Raw genomic sequence first — 15869 nt, forward strand, 5'->3', positions numbered from 1 at the left:
ATGGACCCGATCCTTGAATGGATCGGGTTTTTGGTTTGCTTTTACAGGAGGAATTATCCTATACTAAAGTAATTGATAATCATTTTCATTTAGAACGATAGGACTAGAAATGACGATGTTCGTAAACAGGGCAGGAGGGGACCATGAACGCTATTCATTCCAATCATTCGTATGGTTCAAGTGCATTTATCCACACACGAGATGGTCGCAAGCTTCATTATATGTCGAAGGGAGCCGGTCACCCCATCGTTGTGTTTGAATCAGGCATGGGCTTTTCCAGATCGGCGTGGGGACTCGTGGTGCCTCAAGTGGCTGAACATACGCAGTCTGTGGTCTATGATCGTTCCGGGTTGGGACGGAGTGAGGCCGACACGGAGCAGCGGACTCTACGTAGGCTTACAGAGGATCTAGGCGATCTGCTGACTGCACTTGGACCAGGTCCTTTTATTCTAGTGGGGCACAGCTGGGGAGGGCCAGTCGTGAGAGCTGCGGCAGCAGCGGATCTGTCTCGCATCAGAGGACTGATACTGGTCGATCCATCAGACGAGAACTGTGAATTGTATTTTTCCTCTATGGCCAGAATCAGTTTTGGCTTGAACCGTTTCTTACTTCCTTGGATGGCACGTACAGGGTTGTATCGAAAAATGGGCAGCAAGCCGGGCCAGGTTCAACCGGACGATGTTGCACGAGATCACCAAGAGGAAGACTTCACTGTACAGGCAGCACGTATGATGGCTGCTGAATCGGTGGCGTTTCTGGATGATTTGGCCTCATTGCGGGATACTCCTCCTGAGCTTGGGAATCTGGAAGTTCGGATTATTTCTGGCACAAAAGCAGGACAGGGAGAGCAAAAAATTAGACCTGCCATCGTGTCAGCTCACCGCAAGACAGCCCAAGGGCTCGCGAATGGACATTGGATCGAAGCAGGTCAATCGGGCCATATGGTTACTTTTACCGACCCGCAGATTATTATTGATGAAATTTTGCGGATGGCAAATCGTTGAGGCCTTGGCGCAAGCTTAGGTCAAAAGTGATACAATAACAGAAAAAGCAATGCTTGCATTGCCAACCAAGACAAAGCGGAGTGTGGAGAAGAGATGAAACCAGTGGAACAAGAATCAACGGAAAATAAAAATTCTGGCCATGCCGGTGTTGGCATGGAAGATATCGTACGTGCACATCATGTGCTGCGTGAAGTTATTGTAAGAACGCCTCTGCAGCGGGATGCTGTATTGTCGACCAAATATAATTGCAATGTGTATCTCAAGCGGGAAGATCTGCAAGTGGTGCGCTCTTTCAAAATTCGGGGTGCCTACAATATGATCCGCAGTCTGACTCCGGCTGAACTGGAGAAGGGCATTGTCTGCGCAAGCGCAGGGAACCATGCACAGGGTGTTGCCTTTTCCTGTAACGCCCTCGGAATACACGGCAAAATCTTCATGCCGAGCACAACACCGAATCAAAAGGTCAAACAGGTACGACGCTTTGGCGGCAGCAACGTAGAAGTGGTGCTGATCGGGGATACGTATGATGATGCGTATGCAGAAGCCATGCGTGCATGTGATGAACAGGGGATGACGTTCATTCATCCGTTTGACCAACCCAAAATTATTGCGGGTAATGGTACGGTTGCGATGGAGATCATGGAAAGCCTTGATGAGGATGCAGATTATGTATTTGTTACCATTGGTGGCGGTGGACTCGCTGCTGGGATCGGAACCTACATGAAGACGGTCAGCCCGGAAACGCGCATCATTGGTGTGGAGCCTCTTGGCGCTGCTTCCATGAGTGAGGCCATGTTCCGCAAACAGGTTGTCACGCTCGATGATATCGATAAATTCGTGGATGGAGCTGCAGTGAAGCGGGTAGGAGACCTAACTTACAACATTTGCAGCAGCACGCTGGATGACATCGTTAAGGTGCCAGAGGGCAAGGCTTGTACGACCATCCTGGAGCTGTACAATGAAAATGCAATTGTGGTTGAACCCGCCGGTTCACTGGCTGTTGCTGCACTGGAACAATACCGTGAGCAAATTGTGGGCAAGACCGTAGTCTGCGTAATTAGCGGCGGTAACAACGACATCGACCGGATGCAGGAGATTAAGGAGCGTTCCCTGATCTATGAAGGTCTGAAATATTACTTCATGGTGAATTTCCCGCAGCGCGCAGGTGCTTTGCGTGAATTCCTGGAGGAAGTGCTCGGACCGAATGACGATATCACCCGGTTTGAATATACGAAGAAGCATGATAAGGAGAACGGCCCTGCCTTGGTAGGCATTGAGCTCATGTACAAGGAAGACTATCAGCCTCTGATTGAACGCATGAATCGCAAAGGCATTGCCTATACCGAGCTGAACAAAAATCTGAATCTCTTCAACATGTTAATCTGATGAATGATTCCATGTTGCAGCCGGATCGGAACGAGCCCCATCTCCAGCTGCGGCCAGCTCGCAGGGAGGACGCAGATCAAGTCATTCCGCTGCTCTATCAGGCGATAGGAGACATTGCTTACGCGCTGGCAGGTGAGTCCAATCACGAGCAGGCGATGCAGATTCTGAAGCAGTTTTATATGCAGGAGGACAACCGGATCAGCTATCGCCATGTAACAGTGATGGAACATGGTCAGGACATTGCCGGTATTCTCGTAGCCTACGACGGTAGTGAAGCGGATCGTCTGGACCAACCGATTCAGGATCGGCCTGGACGCAGTCAGGATGAGAAGTATGCAATAATCAAAGAAACTCGTCCCGGCGAATATTATCTGGATACACTGTCGGTAAGCGAATCTTATCAGGGACAGGGGATCGGCCAGGCTCTCATGGCTGCTTTTGAGCAGCAGGGAAGAGAGCTCGGGCATGACCGGGTGGCTCTTATTGTCGAACGCGACAATGGTCGTGCCTTGATGCTGTATGAACGACAGGGCTATACGAAGGATGATGTCATTGTCATTGCAGGACATGAATATAACCATATGATCAAGCCGATTCAGCAGGATTGATCGTACTGAAAAACCGCCATGGGAGCGTATCCTGTGGCGGTTTTTTTTTTTTTTTCAACGGATGCATCCATAATGGGATGAATAGTTTTAAAAGCCGTTGTAGCTGCCGGTTGGAACTTTTTGATCTAACCACTTTTCCACAGCGGAAGTCTTCTGGTATTTGGCTTCGGTTACGACGTCCATGAAGGCACCCAGTTTAGCCAGTAAGTCACTGTCCTCGGATGCATTCCGTTGCAGCACGGCCTTGTACCCTTTCTGGGCATTGGCCACCATGGTGTTGGTTTCGTAATCAAACAATGGTGTATTGTTCAGGCCATAAAAGGTATACAGCGTATAATTGTTCAGCAAATTTCGTACCTGCTTGACCCGATTAGATTTCGGATAATCCTGCAAGAAACGTTCCTGATTGAGTGCTCGATTCAAGATCTCCTGGTAACCAATCTTGAGCGCTGCATCCTCCGCAACTAGATTCCCCGTTTCAACCGCCATGATGTTGATGTACTGCTTGGTATCTGGTTTGACATGCGAATTATATTTTTGAAAAGTCATATAATTCATGATCGGATAGAGGGCGCCTTCCAACATCACAAGGCGGTAGCCGCTGTCCCTTGCTTCCTTCAGCAATGCGCGTAGTTCCGAGTCTTTGGTGCGCTCCATCAGTTGGGTGAAACTATCGTTCCACTTATATGCTTTGATCATCTTATCCTGAACATTGGGAACCAACATGCGGTCCGTCATGGCTGTGAGTCCCTTGATGCGGGCATTCTCCAGCTGCAGCACCATTAAGGTCGCATGGTGGGTGGTTACTTTATCGATATTGGATTCCAAATAGGTGTCAGCGGCGGATAAGCCGTTCTTTTTTTGGAGTGTGGATTGAAATGTGTTATATATGGCGGTTGAACTGCTGGTGGTTACTTTCGCTTCGGAATCGGAGGGGGCTGCTGCAGCCATTCCCGTGATCCCCGCGGCACCGGTCTGCATCAAGACAGCAACGGCTGTGACAGTCATGAACATACGGAGCCCTTGGCGTCTGGCAGATGAATACAATGATGTCATTGTTGTAAACCTCCCGTGAATTTTGAAAATACAAACGGATTGATTCTTTATACATTAACCCAATTTTGTACGGATGTTGTTTCGGAATAATGACAAAATGTTCTGTTATTTTTAACCTTTAGCAGGTAGATGGTGGAAGAAGTTTTCTGCGAAAATATTTTTTGAGCGATTGGAAACTTTTGATCGGGTCCAGACGTCTTAGATGTGCACAGGAAATTACAGGAATAAAATCAAGTGAAATACGCTCTAATACAATTCAATTCATCTAAAAAGAGAATGGGGATATTCAATATGAAAAAAGCCGGAGGACGTCAAGTCAAAAAGGTCATGTCTGCACTGGCCGTATCAGCCATGCTGATGTCAGCCTTGCCAGGGGCGGTAATCGACGCAGCAGCGAGAATCAGTATCTACATCAATGATGCCGAGCTGTCTTCTGCACAAGCGCCTGTCATGAAGGCCGGACGGGTATTGGTTCCGCTGCGGTCCATTTTTGAAGGGCTGGATGCTAAAGTGGGGTATACCAACAAAACCAAAACCATTACAGCCACTCGCGGAGACCAAGAGGTCTCACTGACACTGGGTTCCAAGACAGCTTACATTAACGGGGAAGCGGTCTCGCTGGACGTGCCTGCGAGTACGATCAAGGGTAACACGATGGTCCCTATTCGCTTTGTGAGCGAAGCATTTGGAGAGAAGGTATTCTGGAACTCCCGCAATCAGCGGGTGGATATCAAAACAACGTCCACGCCTCCTGTCGATGACACGAAAGCTGCGGCATGGAACATCTATGGATCCGTTTCAGGAAGTAATGGAGATGGTCGGGATCTGACGGTCAGCTTCACGCGCCCTACATCCGAAAAGGCAGTATCCGAATATCGCATTATGCTGGTGAAAACCCGTGATGTGAACAGCTTCAACGAGTCAGCGGCTTCAGTTGTGCCATCCGGCAATTATACTTCGGTTTCTCCAAATGGAAGCAACCCGAAGTTGACCCTGAATGCTCAGACACGTGACGTTAACGGAGATCTGCTGAATACAAGTGAAACTTATCGTTTGTATGTCCTGACCATGGGCAACAGCAGCAATAGTTACAAAAATGTACTTGCATGGTCTGCCCAGTCTTTGAAATTAAACAATGTGAAAACAACAGTTCAGCCTGTCACCAGTCTTCGTATTGCCGATATCAGTGACTACGGAGATGGCCGTGACTTGGAGATTAACTTCAATCAGCCAAGCAGCACGTCGAATATTACCTATTATCGTGCATTTGTCGTCAAAGCGAAGGATGCTTCATCATTCAATCTGACTGCGGCGAATAAAGTATCCAGCTCGAATTCAACGATCATCTATAAAGGGAACAACACAGCGGTCAAAAGTCAGCTTACCTCTTCCACGCGTGATACATCGGGGGAATTGATTCGCAGCGGCACCGCCTATGTCGTATACGTCATGTCGGTCAGCTCCAATGCAACAGCTGCTGACCACAAGCTGTCTTCCGTATCCTCTTCACTGACACTTAGCGTGAATACGGCAACGGCGCCTGTCATTACGCAAGTCAAGGACAACTCGGATTATGGAGATGGCCGTGACATTTTGGTGAGCTTCAATCGGTCTTCCGACGAATCCAAGGTAGCGAGCTACCGTATTTTCGTTGTACGCAACTCCGTGGCCAGCAGCTTCAATCTGGCAACGGCAAGCAATTTGTCTTCAAGCCTATACTATACCGTGAACAAAACAGGCAGCAATGTCACCACAACGTTACCTTCATCGATGAAAGATACAAGCGGGTATAACGTGACGAATCTGCAGGATTACCGGATCTATGTCATGGCTGTGGGCAATCAGCAAAACAACTACACCAATGCCTTGTCTTCTTCATCCACGTTATTGAGATTGACGACGAACGGAAATGCAGGAGCTGTCAATAACCTGGCAGTCTCGGATGTGAGTGACTATGGTGACGGACGGGATCTGCGGGTATCTTTCAACAGAGCATCAGATGAGTCTAGAGTTTCAGCCTACCGGGTGTATGTGGTTCGTTCCGCTAACGCAGGAAGCTTCACACTGAGCGCGGCTAACGCATCGAACAACTACTACCAAGTGAATAAAACAGGTGGCAACCTGTCGGTTACACTGCCAAGCAGCATGGTGGATACGAATGGAAACAGAGTTTCCAATAACGTGACTTATCGGGTGTTCGTCCTGTCGGTAAGCACAAGCGGCAACTCCAGTCAGAACGCGTTGTCTTCGTACTCGTCACAGATTACATTGACTCCAAATGCAGCGATAACAGCTCCGAGTAACGTAGCGGCAAGCGATATCGGTGATAATCAGGACGGACGTGATCTGCGCGTAACGTTCACCAAATCGGCGGATGAGACCAATGTGAATCACTATCGGGTGTTTGTTGTTAAATCCACGAATACCAGCTTCAATCTGTCGGCTGCAAATGCTGTAGGTAGTGCGAATTATACGTATGTAAGTAAGAATGGAAGCAATCAAACTGCGAACTTCACAAGTAACTCGAAAACAGTGGATGGTAGTCCCATTGTAAATGGTGTGGGTTATCGCGTGTATGTCATGGCGGTGAACGGTAATTCTTCCCTCGCCAATGCATTGTCATCAGGCTCAAACGTGATTACCCTCACTTCCAATGCGGCTGTTGGAGCAGTGAGTAACGTGAATGTTTCAGTGAAAAATCAAGGGCAAGCAGGAAATGCGTCGGATGTGACTGTGAACTTCAGTAAACCAACAACAGACAGTGGTATTGCAAATTATAGAGTATTAATTGTTCCATCTGGTCAAGTGACTGGATTTGACCTGAATTCGGCTCTCGGCATCAGATCATATGTCCAAATCTCCAAAAATGATGCTGGCAATCCTGTTCAGCTGAATAATGGTCACGTTGATATCAATGGTAATGCTCTTGTCGTAGGTCAGAAATACAGAGCATTTGTTTTGTCCGTATCCGATAGCGGTACGCGAGCTTCCAATCTGTCCGGTGCGTCCAACGAGTTCAGCATCCTGGCCAAACCGGCAGAGCCTGTTGCTGTTCAGTCAGCAACTATAACGAACATTGAGAATGCCAGTACAGCTACGGATGCAGGCCTGAAGGTAACTTTCACTAAAGCATCCGACGAAAAAGGGATTGGCCAATACCGTTTATTTGTAGTAAAAGCTCAAGATAGTCTGGATCTGCCTTCTGCAAATTCAAATAATAATTTTAAAGTAGTTACTGCAGGAGAAGTTTCCTTAACTAAAGATACGCTGGATTCAAGCGGAAAGGCGATTGAACTAGGAGTAGAGTACAAAGTGTATATCCTTTCGGTAACAAGTGATCCGTCGTTATACACAAGTGTTCTCTCTGCTCCGTCAGGTATAGCTAAACTTGATGCAGCTCAGGCAGCCCCAGTGAATCCAGATCCGGCAGTTCCAACGACTGACCCAAATGCCAGTCCGACTGATTCTGCTCAAGGCACCAGCACTAATTCCACAAACTAACTTAGTTTTTTAATTGAGTCATTGTATTGAGAGCTCCCTTACCAATCTAATTGGAAGGGAGCTTCCTTGTTATTAGCTCAATTCTTGTCGTCAAAAGGGTTCTCTAGGCCGTTGCTGGGCCGCGCCAGTAGGGGGATAATAGAAGAAAGAAGCGCATGATCCGAAGGGAATGATGGGATGCTGGCATTTCGCTTGACCGGGCTGCCGGATTCTCGGCTGCCTCTGTATCTGTATTGTATTGGAACACACGAGCAGAAAGTGCAGCTTAGGCCGGAAGGATTTCCGGTGCATCAGCTCTTCCTGTCACGCAGCGCCGCAGGCGAACTCAAGATTCCGGGTAAGGGGTCATGGCCCGTAGGAGCAGGCCAATTGTGGGTAGGTGAACCAGGAGTAGCCCACGAATTTTACCCGCATTCCAGGACAAACGGGGAACTTGGATATATCGGCATTGGCGGCAGTTCAGCCGGATCGGTGCTCCAATCAGCCGGGTTATTGCATGAGGGGCCGAGAGCCCTATCCGATTTTGAGAAGTTCTGGTCGCGAATGACGGATCTTTGGCATGGGCTGGACGATGGGAAGTCTGGTGTCTGGGATACCTCACTTATCGTCTACCAGTTTATTCTAGACATCGCCAGGTCCGTATCGACACAGGAGAGAGCAGATTTATCTGACCTGAGTCGTATCTCTGTGACGTCTGATCAGCGTGAGTCCGATCCGGGAAGTGAGGCATTTACCCGTGCGGTTGCCTTGATGCATGCCCACTACCAGGATGATCTGTTATTAAAGCATGTGGCCGAAGCCGTGGGATACTCCGTGCAGCATCTCAATCGTTTGTTTCATCAGCGCCAGGGCGTGACCGGGCATCAATATATGCAGCGTTTGAGACTGCAAAAGGCATCCGAATGGCTGGACAAGCATCCACGTGCGAGTGTGAGAGAGGCCGCAGAGATGGTTGGCATGGAGGTTAACTATTTTATCCGCATGTTCAAACGCGAATTCGGTGAAACGCCTGGCAAGGGGATCAAACAGCGGAACCAGTCTAGTGCTGAAAAAGGCGAACCCGATGTGACGCCAACGCTTTGAAGGGTAACTTTCGAGGATAGGTATGAAGAAAAGGTGAGTAATGAAGAAAGGGGCCATCATGGCCCCTTTTTGGTTTATTTCTTTTTCTGCCCGAAGAGCGGTCTCAGTAGAGCAAGCCCCACGATACCAATCACAAGACTAACCCACGGGGCTAAGTAAAATACCGGAAGACTGTCCCGCAGCGGATAACCGACGAACAGGACAAGCACAACAATGACGATATAGATCGCAATTCCTTTCAGGTTAACCTGGGGCCTCGACGTCATATCCTTGCCTTGATCATCCGGCCGTTCCGCCAGGCGGCGAAGCATCTCAACCAGGGCAATCCCGCCAACGGCTGAAATGATAATCGAAAACAGACTGATATGGCTGAATGGTTCTGTATCTCCACCGCTCCAGCCGATAAATAGCCCGGCTGCGCCCTGAATGAGCATGACAAAAGAAATGGCTGCCCATGCAATCATCACATACCACTTGGGTGTACGTTTGACTGGACCGGAAGCTTCTCCGTTCACATCTTCATCGTCCTTGGATGCTACAGCTGGCTTAGCTGGTTTATCGGCTTTCAATTTTTTGGATGAGTCTCTAGCCACAGATACAGATGAAGAACTCGGTGCTCCTGCACCTGTATCCAGGCGTTCGTGGATATCCTGTTCCAGGTCCGCTCCATATCGTTCGCGTGCTGATAGTCCATCCCGCTGGGCTTGTACAATGGCTTTTCCTTCAGCCAAAATCCATTCTTCCTGAGTTCTTTCATCTGCGTCGGTACGGCGGGCAATGCCGCTAATCTGGTCGAACAATTTTACATTTTCGGGCGTCATCCGGCTCATTTCGGTCATTTGCCGGTTTTGTATTTCTTTAAGCTTCTTATAGGAAATCCCCAATGATTGCTCCCCCTGTCTGAACACGTTACAGATCCCCAGTTTCCTGAAGACCCTGACGGTATTTTAGTATACGGGAAGGGCTCTCGTTTCGCAAAGTCATTCCTTATAAAAAAGCTGCTTGTGATTCATCCATAGCCCTACGCAGGCCAGAATGACACAGGTGCATAACAACACCAGCTTGCCATGATCACGTATCCATTCGATGAGATGTTCCATGAATTCAATCCCTTTCGCCGGAAGGAATCCGAGGTCAATTTGCATGTACATATTATCGATTAATTTCCCCATTTTTCCTGTGAAATATTCATAGGCTGAGCCCATATCCAACGATTGTGTGAAGGATGAATAAAGGCTGGCCGATTCCAACACAATAGTAGCATTTCAAACGAAAAAAACAGTAATGGGAGTGTGCAGACATGAATCAAGCGAATCATAATAACAACGAATTAACACGGAAGCTGCTGCTGAACAGCAACTCCCGTGGTGTGAAGGATGAAGTGGTTCCCATGGGACAGGGAGCAGCAGAGGATACCGAATTTGCAGTTGAGCTTGGTGAGGGACCCGACAAAACGGGCAGCTTCTGGGAAAGTTCTGATTTTGCCCGTGAGCATCGCTGGGAAGGTCAAGTAGAGACCCACGAGATGTTTCGCCGGAGCTATGAATAGTACATGGACTCCATGATCACCCTTCAGTATCGAGTGTAAAAGAGATACAGGCACCACCTTCAGACAGGTTACTGGCGCCTATGGTCCCACCGTGCTTCTCCACAATGCGTTTGGCGGTGAACAGGCCCAATCCGGTCTGCCCTTGGTGGCCGTGATAGAATTGGTCAAACAAATGCGGCAGATCCGCTTCGGTGAAGCCTGGACCCGTATCGCAGACAGTAACCTGCATGATATGTACATCCTGTATATCCACATGTAGTCTGATCTCCCCTTGTGGGGGTACATAACGTAAGCTGTTAGCCACCAAGTTATCCAGCACCTGACCGACCCGTTGTACATCCAGCTGGAGGGGCGGAGAACTGTCCGCCCTTCGATCCACGAGTTTGAATTCCAAATGCACACGTTGACTGGAACACAGGAAACCAATCTCTCGCTGCTTCATCTCCCAAAAGGAAGAAGGATCAACCGCTTCACGTCGAAGCGGAAAATAATCAAAATCGGTACCTGCGGCTACCGTCATATCCTGAATGAGCCGATTAATTCGCTTCACATTATGATCAATGACATCCAGATGGTTGCTCATGCTTTCGGCAGTATGTACAACATGTGCGGGTGAATCCTTAAGCAGTTCCACATGACCCTGAATCACCGTCATCGGCGTACGGAAATCATGGCTGATCGCACCCATCAGTTCACTCCGTTCCTGCTGAAGCTTCCATTCCCGGGTTAGGGCGCTCTTCAGTTCCTTGCGCATATCCTCGAAGGAGGCAGAGAGAAGACCGAGCTCATTAGGCGCGTGGTTATCCAAAATGAAGTCCAGATCCTGGTCCTTAATGCGTTTGGAAGCCAGAATGAGGTCCTGAATCGGCCGGTTCACATTACGACCCACTCTCCCAGCCACAAACCAGGTCGCTCCCGCGATATATACGAAGGGAGAAGCCAGCATCAGTCCGAGAAACGTATTCGTCCAGACGCGCGATATGGATGGAGAAGGGCTGGTTTCCAATCGGTATTGGAGTACAAGAGCACCTGAATACATTCCCTGATCTTCGCTTAGAGGCGAGATGAGCGTAACCAGTCCGCCTAACCCAAGTGTACTATCTGTGATTGTTTTGCTATTCAGCCTGCTCAGCAGGTCCATTTCATTCTCCACAACATGCTCCTGGATTGTTCCGTATCTTCTGTTTCCATGGGTATCCACAACCTGATAGGTGATGCCTTCCGGAGGGAGCAGCTGTTCCAGCTTGGCCTGATTGGCGGTGTCGGTCCACTTGATCTGTTGCTTCGCCTGCTCTTGTAAAGTGTGCTGAATATCGGGAATTTGAGATTCATAATAGTTGGCAGGCTTCAGCCACTGGTTGGAGAAGAGAAATGATATACCCGCGGCCCAGGTCAGGAGTGTCAATACGATGCTAATCCCCATAACGAGTGCAAATGCCCAGACGAGTTGTTTTTTGATCGGCCAGCGTTCCTTAATCATCGTACGGGCTCCCATTTGTACCCGACACCCCATACTGTTGAGATATACGCATGATCCGGGTCAGCTGCTGCCAGCTTGGCCCTTATTTTTTTGACATGTTCCGTGATCGTAGTCGTATCCCCCGTTGCTTCGAGGCCCCAGATGCGGTCGTATAGCTGTTCCTTGGAGAAAACCTGCCCTGGATGCGTGGCCAGCAGTTCCACCAAATCATACTCCTTGAGCGTGAGCGGAATGGCATGCTGCATGATCATGACCGTGCGCCCCTTCAGGTCCATTTGCAAAGATCCGTATCTGTAAAACGCAGGCTTATTCACGAGCGGCTGAACGCCATCGCGACGGGAACGGCGCAAGTGGGCAGCCACTCTTGCTTTCAGTTCCCCAAGACTGAACGGCTTCGTCATATAATCATCGCCGCCGATGGATAACCCTTGAATCCGGTCCATTTCGGCCTGCCTCGCACTGAGGAAGAGGATGGGGCAGCTCACCTCATCCCGAATCAGCCGGCAGAGCTCAAACCCGCTCATGCCGGGCATCATAATGTCCAAAAGAATCAGATCCGGCAGATTACCGAGAAGCTGTAATGCCTCGGTGCCGCTTGATGCCGTGGACACGTTATATCCTTCCTGTGTGAGTGTCTGATGAATCAGAGCCACAATATCCTTTTCGTCATCTACAATCAGAATGTTTTCGTTCATGATGATTTCCTGGCAGTATTTTTCGAGGCTGTTACTCCTTACTGCCGTCTCCGTTTCCTTCGAATAGTTGAGTATATATTGTACCTAAAATTTCCATGATCGTAAAAACAAGAATGCTAAGGAAGAATTCGATTCTTTCATTCACTCCAGGCATAATCTCGCCGATACATTGAAGATACACATGAATTCTAAAGATTTTATAACGTTCCATCTATTAATGATAATTTGCCTGTTGCACAGGCGTTTCCTCACGTTGACTTGAGGTTCCCAGGATGATATTATACTAATAACATCTTAATACACATTAAACTCATCGGATTTATATACAATAAAATGAATGAACGAGTAACGGCAAGAATGGAAAGGGGAAATTAGCATGGAGCGTCAGATCAGTATCCGTCATGGACAGGAAGAATTAACAGCTACGATTCATTATCCCGTAGTTAGGGATATCAAGGAGGGGAACCACCAGCAGCGTGTGCCTTTGGCGGTCATTTGCCATGGTTTTGTCGGCAGCCGGATTGGCGTGGATCGCCTGTTCGTGAAGACCGCACGTGAACTGGCTGAGGATGGATACCTGGTGCTGCGCTTCGACTACATCGGCTGCGGGGAGAGCAGCGGCGAATATGGAGCTGAAGGACTGGATTCCATGATCGCCCAGACTCGTTCTGTGCTGGACTACGCAGTGAACTGCAGTGATGTGGATCCAACCCGCGTAACATTGATCGGTCATAGTCTGGGCGGAGCAGTTGCTCTGCTGACGGCCATCCGTGATAAACGCGTCAAGAATCTGGTCATGTGGTCTGCGGTGGGCTATCCGTTCAATGACATCGTAAAGATTACGGGACGTGAGGTGTACGATCTGGGCGTGAAGCAGGGCTCGGCTGATTATCTCGCTTACAAGTTCACTCCGGCTTTCTTTGAGTCTCTGGCTGAGCATCAACCGTTCCAGGAAGCCGTTAAGTTTAACGGCGATGTTCTGGTCGTGCACGGGACATCAGATGACATTATTCCTGTAGACTATGCGTTCCTATATCAGAAGGTATTCTGGATGCGTCAGGAAGGACGCTGCGACAAGGAGATTATTTTCCAGGGGGATCATACCTTCTCTTCCGGCAAAGAGCGGGAGCAGCTGATCACGCGTACCCGGGAATGGCTCGGCGAACGTCAGAAGATCGAACAGGATTGGCAGCACTGGATGATCTAATGGCTAGGAGGACGTCTTAAGCTATCGAACACATAATGGAGTGGAGAACCAGAATGGCGTGATTGGGCAGTTTCGTGATGTCAGCTTGGAAAAGCGCCTTCTACGCGGTAGAATAGAGGAGTAGTATAGAAGCGTGACCATTCTATCCGTGTCTGGAGGTTGGCAGCAATGACATTACCCGCATTTTTCATTGCGCATGGTTCTCCCGCTATGGCGGTAGAGAGCAATGACTACACTCAATTTCTGAACCAGCTTGGAAACAGGCTGCCGGCTCCAAAAGCCATTGTTGTATTTACGGCGCATTGGGATTGTCCCGAGCCGTCCGTGACGATGGACGATACACATCAGACCTTGCATGACTTCTACGGATTCCCCTCTAATATGTATAACATCGATTATCCAGCGCCAGGACAATCCGAACTTGCGAATGAGATCTGCGCTCTCTTTACCCGCAGCAATCTGCCGCATCAGCCTGTTCGAGGCAGAGGTCTGGACCATGGAGTCTGGGTGCCACTGCTGCATATGTATCCACAGGCGAATATCCCTGTCGTTGTTGTGTCTGTAGATTCGCTGCGTTCACCGCAGGAGCAGTACGATATTGGCCGGATGCTTGAACAGCTGCGTCATGACGATGTACTGATCATAGGCAGTGGCGGTACCGTTCATAATCTGCGACTACTCGGTAGTGACGAAGATGAGCCGGAGGATTGGGCTGTGGAGTTCGATGATTGGATGGAAGAGCGGCTGGAGAAATGGAACACGAGAGAGCTGTTTCAATATGACAAAAAAGCTCCAAATGCCCGAACTGCGGTTCCTTCCTATGGAACAGAGCATTTGGCTCCCCTGTTCTATGCCATGGGCACAGCAGACATGTCCCGAAAAGCGAAGCGCCTGTTCCAGTCTTATCCGTATGGAACACTCAGTTTGAACTGCTGGCAATTCGGTGACGGCGTGTAACTTGGAGCAGACAAGAGGGATAGCTGTACAGTACGGCCCTCTATACAATGACATTCAGACATGAACCACTTATGAATAATAAAAGCAAAAGGTTCCTTCACCCAGCAATATTGGTGGGCGGAGGAACCTTTTTTGGTGTAAGCCTATATTTATTTTCGAATTTCGAAGAACTCACAAGCGGCACGAGAATGATAGGCAAGTTCACTGACACTGGACTGGACTACAATCGTTTGGCTGTCAAAACGGATAATGACACCACCGGAATCAATCTGATGGTTATCTTTAAATACCCGGATCTTGTGCTGCAATTCCATGGCTTCCTGGAAGTCGGCCTCGGTCTCAAGACGGCGGTTGGTCGGCATGTGGGGTACTCCTTTTGATCATGTACTTTAATTCCTGGTTCCATCATAATACGTCATTCTGTGCAGGGGCAAGTCAGGCATGAAAAAGCCCCGTTCCCCGGGGGATGGGGAGCAGGGCTGATATGGTATTCTGAACGTTACGCTGTTTTTTGAGCTGTATTTATGGTTGGTGTATCTTTGGGATGATTCCCTTTGTTCCGGCTGAACAATCCGCGAAGGTAAGGCAGTACCCAATGATCCAGACCGATTTTACCAGCATTGGCACCAGCAACGACGAGGAAGATTTGCATCAGAACCAGTTGTGCATTCGTGCTCACTGTACCCGAGAAGAGGAACGCGAAGTTCATCACGAGAGCCATCAGTGCAGCCAGTGTTGTAAAGCAGCCAAGGATGAGACCGACACCTACAAGGAATTCACCAAGCGGGATGATGAAGTCGAACAATCCGGCATTTGGTACTGCGAATTTCTCAAGGAACGTTCCCCACCAAGCCTGAACGGTTGGGCTTTCGCCTGTTGCTTTCTCAACTGCTCCAGCGAGGAAGCCGCCAGCCTGGAAGCCGCCTGTCAATTTGCCCCATCCGTGAGTCATCCAATCATAACCGATGTACACCCGAAGTACTGTCAAAATCCACATTGCCACTTTGTTTTCTCTAAGCCATTGGTTGAAGCTGAACATATAAACCACTCCTTCATGGAATCTAGTGTGTGTTGTTTGTTTTGGTTTTTCTAAGTGATCACCTTTGATGTCTTTATTGTATAGTTCAAAAGTCTTTTTGTTTGTGATAAAAATCACAATCTAGTTCAAATTTTAAGTAAGCTTTGATGAGTTCACATTTAAGACATAAATGATTGCCGAATTATCGTTTCAATTACTTGCTACGGGGGTATGAAATTGCCTTTATATCGAAGACAAATGGTGGTACGTGTGATTAAATGGAAAGAAAAACGTGAAATGGTTATCCGCATCCAGAAATAGCCAC

At 48.6% G+C, this 15869-nt stretch carries 15 protein-coding genes; 8 read left to right on the forward strand and 7 right to left on the reverse strand.

Going from position 1 to position 15869, the window contains the following annotated elements; genetic code table 11:
* Window positions 1-143: 143 nt before the first annotated feature.
* From MH144_RS16230 to MH144_RS16240, 3 genes are all read left to right on the forward strand, one after another.
* On the forward strand, window positions 144-1004 hold the full coding sequence (locus MH144_RS16230) for an alpha/beta fold hydrolase (RefSeq protein WP_239302276.1): 861 nt from the start codon (window positions 144-146) through the stop codon (window positions 1002-1004).
* 93 nt (window positions 1005-1097) lie between these two features.
* Entirely contained in the window at window positions 1098-2390 is a 1293-nt protein-coding gene (gene ilvA, locus MH144_RS16235) for a threonine ammonia-lyase IlvA (protein ID WP_239302277.1), read from the forward strand.
* Window positions 2390-2998: a GNAT family N-acetyltransferase gene (locus tag MH144_RS16240; protein ID WP_239302278.1), complete on the forward strand. Its 609-nt coding sequence runs from the start codon at window positions 2390-2392 to the stop codon at window positions 2996-2998. Before ilvA ends, MH144_RS16240 begins: the two co-directional genes overlap by 1 nt.
* A gap of 87 nt (window positions 2999-3085) precedes the next feature.
* On the opposite strand, the gene MH144_RS16245 is transcribed toward MH144_RS16240, so the two are convergent.
* Window positions 3086-4054 carry a hypothetical protein gene (locus MH144_RS16245; RefSeq protein ID WP_239302279.1) on the reverse strand — a complete coding sequence of 323 codons (969 nt, stop codon included), beginning with the start codon at window positions 4052-4054 and terminating at the stop codon, window positions 3086-3088.
* Window positions 4055-4345: 291 nt separating this feature from the next.
* Between MH144_RS16245 and MH144_RS16250 the strand changes: the two genes are divergently transcribed.
* Together MH144_RS16250 and MH144_RS16255 are read left to right on the forward strand one after the other, a co-directional pair.
* Complete coding sequence (locus MH144_RS16250) at window positions 4346-7555, forward strand: copper amine oxidase N-terminal domain-containing protein (protein ID WP_239302280.1); 3210 nt, start codon at window positions 4346-4348, stop codon at window positions 7553-7555.
* 177 nt (window positions 7556-7732) lie between these two features.
* Complete coding sequence (locus MH144_RS16255) at window positions 7733-8638, forward strand: AraC family transcriptional regulator (protein WP_239302281.1); 906 nt, start codon at window positions 7733-7735, stop codon at window positions 8636-8638.
* A 74-nt stretch (window positions 8639-8712) separates the two neighbouring features.
* On the opposite strand, the gene MH144_RS16260 is transcribed toward MH144_RS16255, so the two are convergent.
* Window positions 8713-9522, reverse strand: a complete 810-nt coding sequence (locus MH144_RS16260; RefSeq protein ID WP_239302282.1) for a hypothetical protein — start codon at window positions 9520-9522, stop codon at window positions 8713-8715.
* Window positions 9523-9618: 96 nt separating this feature from the next.
* Window positions 9619-9783 carry a hypothetical protein gene (locus MH144_RS16265; RefSeq protein WP_183522267.1) on the reverse strand — a complete coding sequence of 55 codons (165 nt, stop codon included), beginning with the start codon at window positions 9781-9783 and terminating at the stop codon, window positions 9619-9621.
* Window positions 9784-9938: 155 nt separating this feature from the next.
* Between MH144_RS16265 and MH144_RS16270 the strand changes: the two genes are divergently transcribed.
* The gene (locus MH144_RS16270) at window positions 9939-10187 is read left to right on the forward strand and encodes a hypothetical protein (RefSeq protein ID WP_239302283.1); all 249 of its coding nucleotides are present in this window, start codon (window positions 9939-9941) and stop codon (window positions 10185-10187) included.
* A gap of 16 nt (window positions 10188-10203) precedes the next feature.
* On the opposite strand, the gene MH144_RS16275 is transcribed toward MH144_RS16270, so the two are convergent.
* Both MH144_RS16275 and MH144_RS16280 read right to left on the reverse strand, forming a co-directional pair.
* On the reverse strand, window positions 10204-11667 hold the full coding sequence (locus tag MH144_RS16275; protein ID WP_239302284.1) for a HAMP domain-containing sensor histidine kinase: 1464 nt from the start codon (window positions 11665-11667) through the stop codon (window positions 10204-10206).
* Window positions 11664-12362, reverse strand: a complete 699-nt coding sequence (locus MH144_RS16280) for a response regulator transcription factor (RefSeq protein ID WP_239302285.1) — start codon at window positions 12360-12362, stop codon at window positions 11664-11666. The genes MH144_RS16275 and MH144_RS16280 overlap by 4 nt, the downstream gene beginning before the upstream one ends.
* 376 nt (window positions 12363-12738) lie before the next feature.
* Here MH144_RS16280 and MH144_RS16285 point away from each other — a divergent pair, with 376 nt between their 5' ends.
* Window positions 12739-13569, forward strand: a complete 831-nt coding sequence (locus MH144_RS16285) for an alpha/beta hydrolase (protein ID WP_095288477.1) — start codon at window positions 12739-12741, stop codon at window positions 13567-13569.
* Between the two features lie 168 nt (window positions 13570-13737).
* Window positions 13738-14526 carry a DODA-type extradiol aromatic ring-opening family dioxygenase gene (locus MH144_RS16290; RefSeq protein ID WP_239302286.1) on the forward strand — a complete coding sequence of 263 codons (789 nt, stop codon included), beginning with the start codon at window positions 13738-13740 and terminating at the stop codon, window positions 14524-14526.
* Window positions 14527-14675: 149 nt separating this feature from the next.
* On the opposite strand, the gene MH144_RS16295 is transcribed toward MH144_RS16290, so the two are convergent.
* Window positions 14676-14888: a hypothetical protein gene (locus MH144_RS16295; RefSeq protein ID WP_239302287.1), complete on the reverse strand. Its 213-nt coding sequence runs from the start codon at window positions 14886-14888 to the stop codon at window positions 14676-14678.
* A 137-nt stretch (window positions 14889-15025) separates the two neighbouring features.
* On the reverse strand, window positions 15026-15565 hold the full coding sequence (locus tag MH144_RS16300; RefSeq protein ID WP_239302288.1) for a DoxX family protein: 540 nt from the start codon (window positions 15563-15565) through the stop codon (window positions 15026-15028).
* Window positions 15566-15869 lie beyond the last annotated feature (304 nt).

The organism is Paenibacillus sp. ACRRY, from assembly GCF_022346995.1.
Lineage (GTDB): Bacteria > Bacillota > Bacilli > Paenibacillales > Paenibacillaceae > Paenibacillus.

Coding starts and splice junctions, on each gene's coding strand:
- MH144_RS16230 (WP_239302276.1), top strand. CDS start 144: ATGAACGCTATTCATTCCAATCATTCGTATGGTTCAAGTGCATTTATC.
- ilvA (WP_239302277.1), top strand. CDS start 1,098: ATGAAACCAGTGGAACAAGAATCAACGGAAAATAAAAATTCTGGCCAT.
- MH144_RS16240 (WP_239302278.1), top strand. CDS start 2,390: ATGAATGATTCCATGTTGCAGCCGGATCGGAACGAGCCCCATCTCCAG.
- MH144_RS16245 (WP_239302279.1), bottom strand. CDS start 4,054: ATGACATCATTGTATTCATCTGCCAGACGCCAAGGGCTCCGTATGTTC.
- MH144_RS16250 (WP_239302280.1), top strand. CDS start 4,346: ATGAAAAAAGCCGGAGGACGTCAAGTCAAAAAGGTCATGTCTGCACTG.
- MH144_RS16255 (WP_239302281.1), top strand. CDS start 7,733: ATGCTGGCATTTCGCTTGACCGGGCTGCCGGATTCTCGGCTGCCTCTG.
- MH144_RS16265 (WP_183522267.1), bottom strand. CDS start 9,783: ATGCAAATTGACCTCGGATTCCTTCCGGCGAAAGGGATTGAATTCATG.
- MH144_RS16270 (WP_239302283.1), top strand. CDS start 9,939: ATGAATCAAGCGAATCATAATAACAACGAATTAACACGGAAGCTGCTG.
- MH144_RS16275 (WP_239302284.1), bottom strand. CDS start 11,667: ATGATTAAGGAACGCTGGCCGATCAAAAAACAACTCGTCTGGGCATTT.
- MH144_RS16280 (WP_239302285.1), bottom strand. CDS start 12,362: ATGAACGAAAACATTCTGATTGTAGATGACGAAAAGGATATTGTGGCT.
- MH144_RS16285 (WP_095288477.1), top strand. CDS start 12,739: ATGGAGCGTCAGATCAGTATCCGTCATGGACAGGAAGAATTAACAGCT.
- MH144_RS16290 (WP_239302286.1), top strand. CDS start 13,738: ATGACATTACCCGCATTTTTCATTGCGCATGGTTCTCCCGCTATGGCG.
- MH144_RS16295 (WP_239302287.1), bottom strand. CDS start 14,888: ATGCCGACCAACCGCCGTCTTGAGACCGAGGCCGACTTCCAGGAAGCC.
- MH144_RS16300 (WP_239302288.1), bottom strand. CDS start 15,565: ATGTTCAGCTTCAACCAATGGCTTAGAGAAAACAAAGTGGCAATGTGG.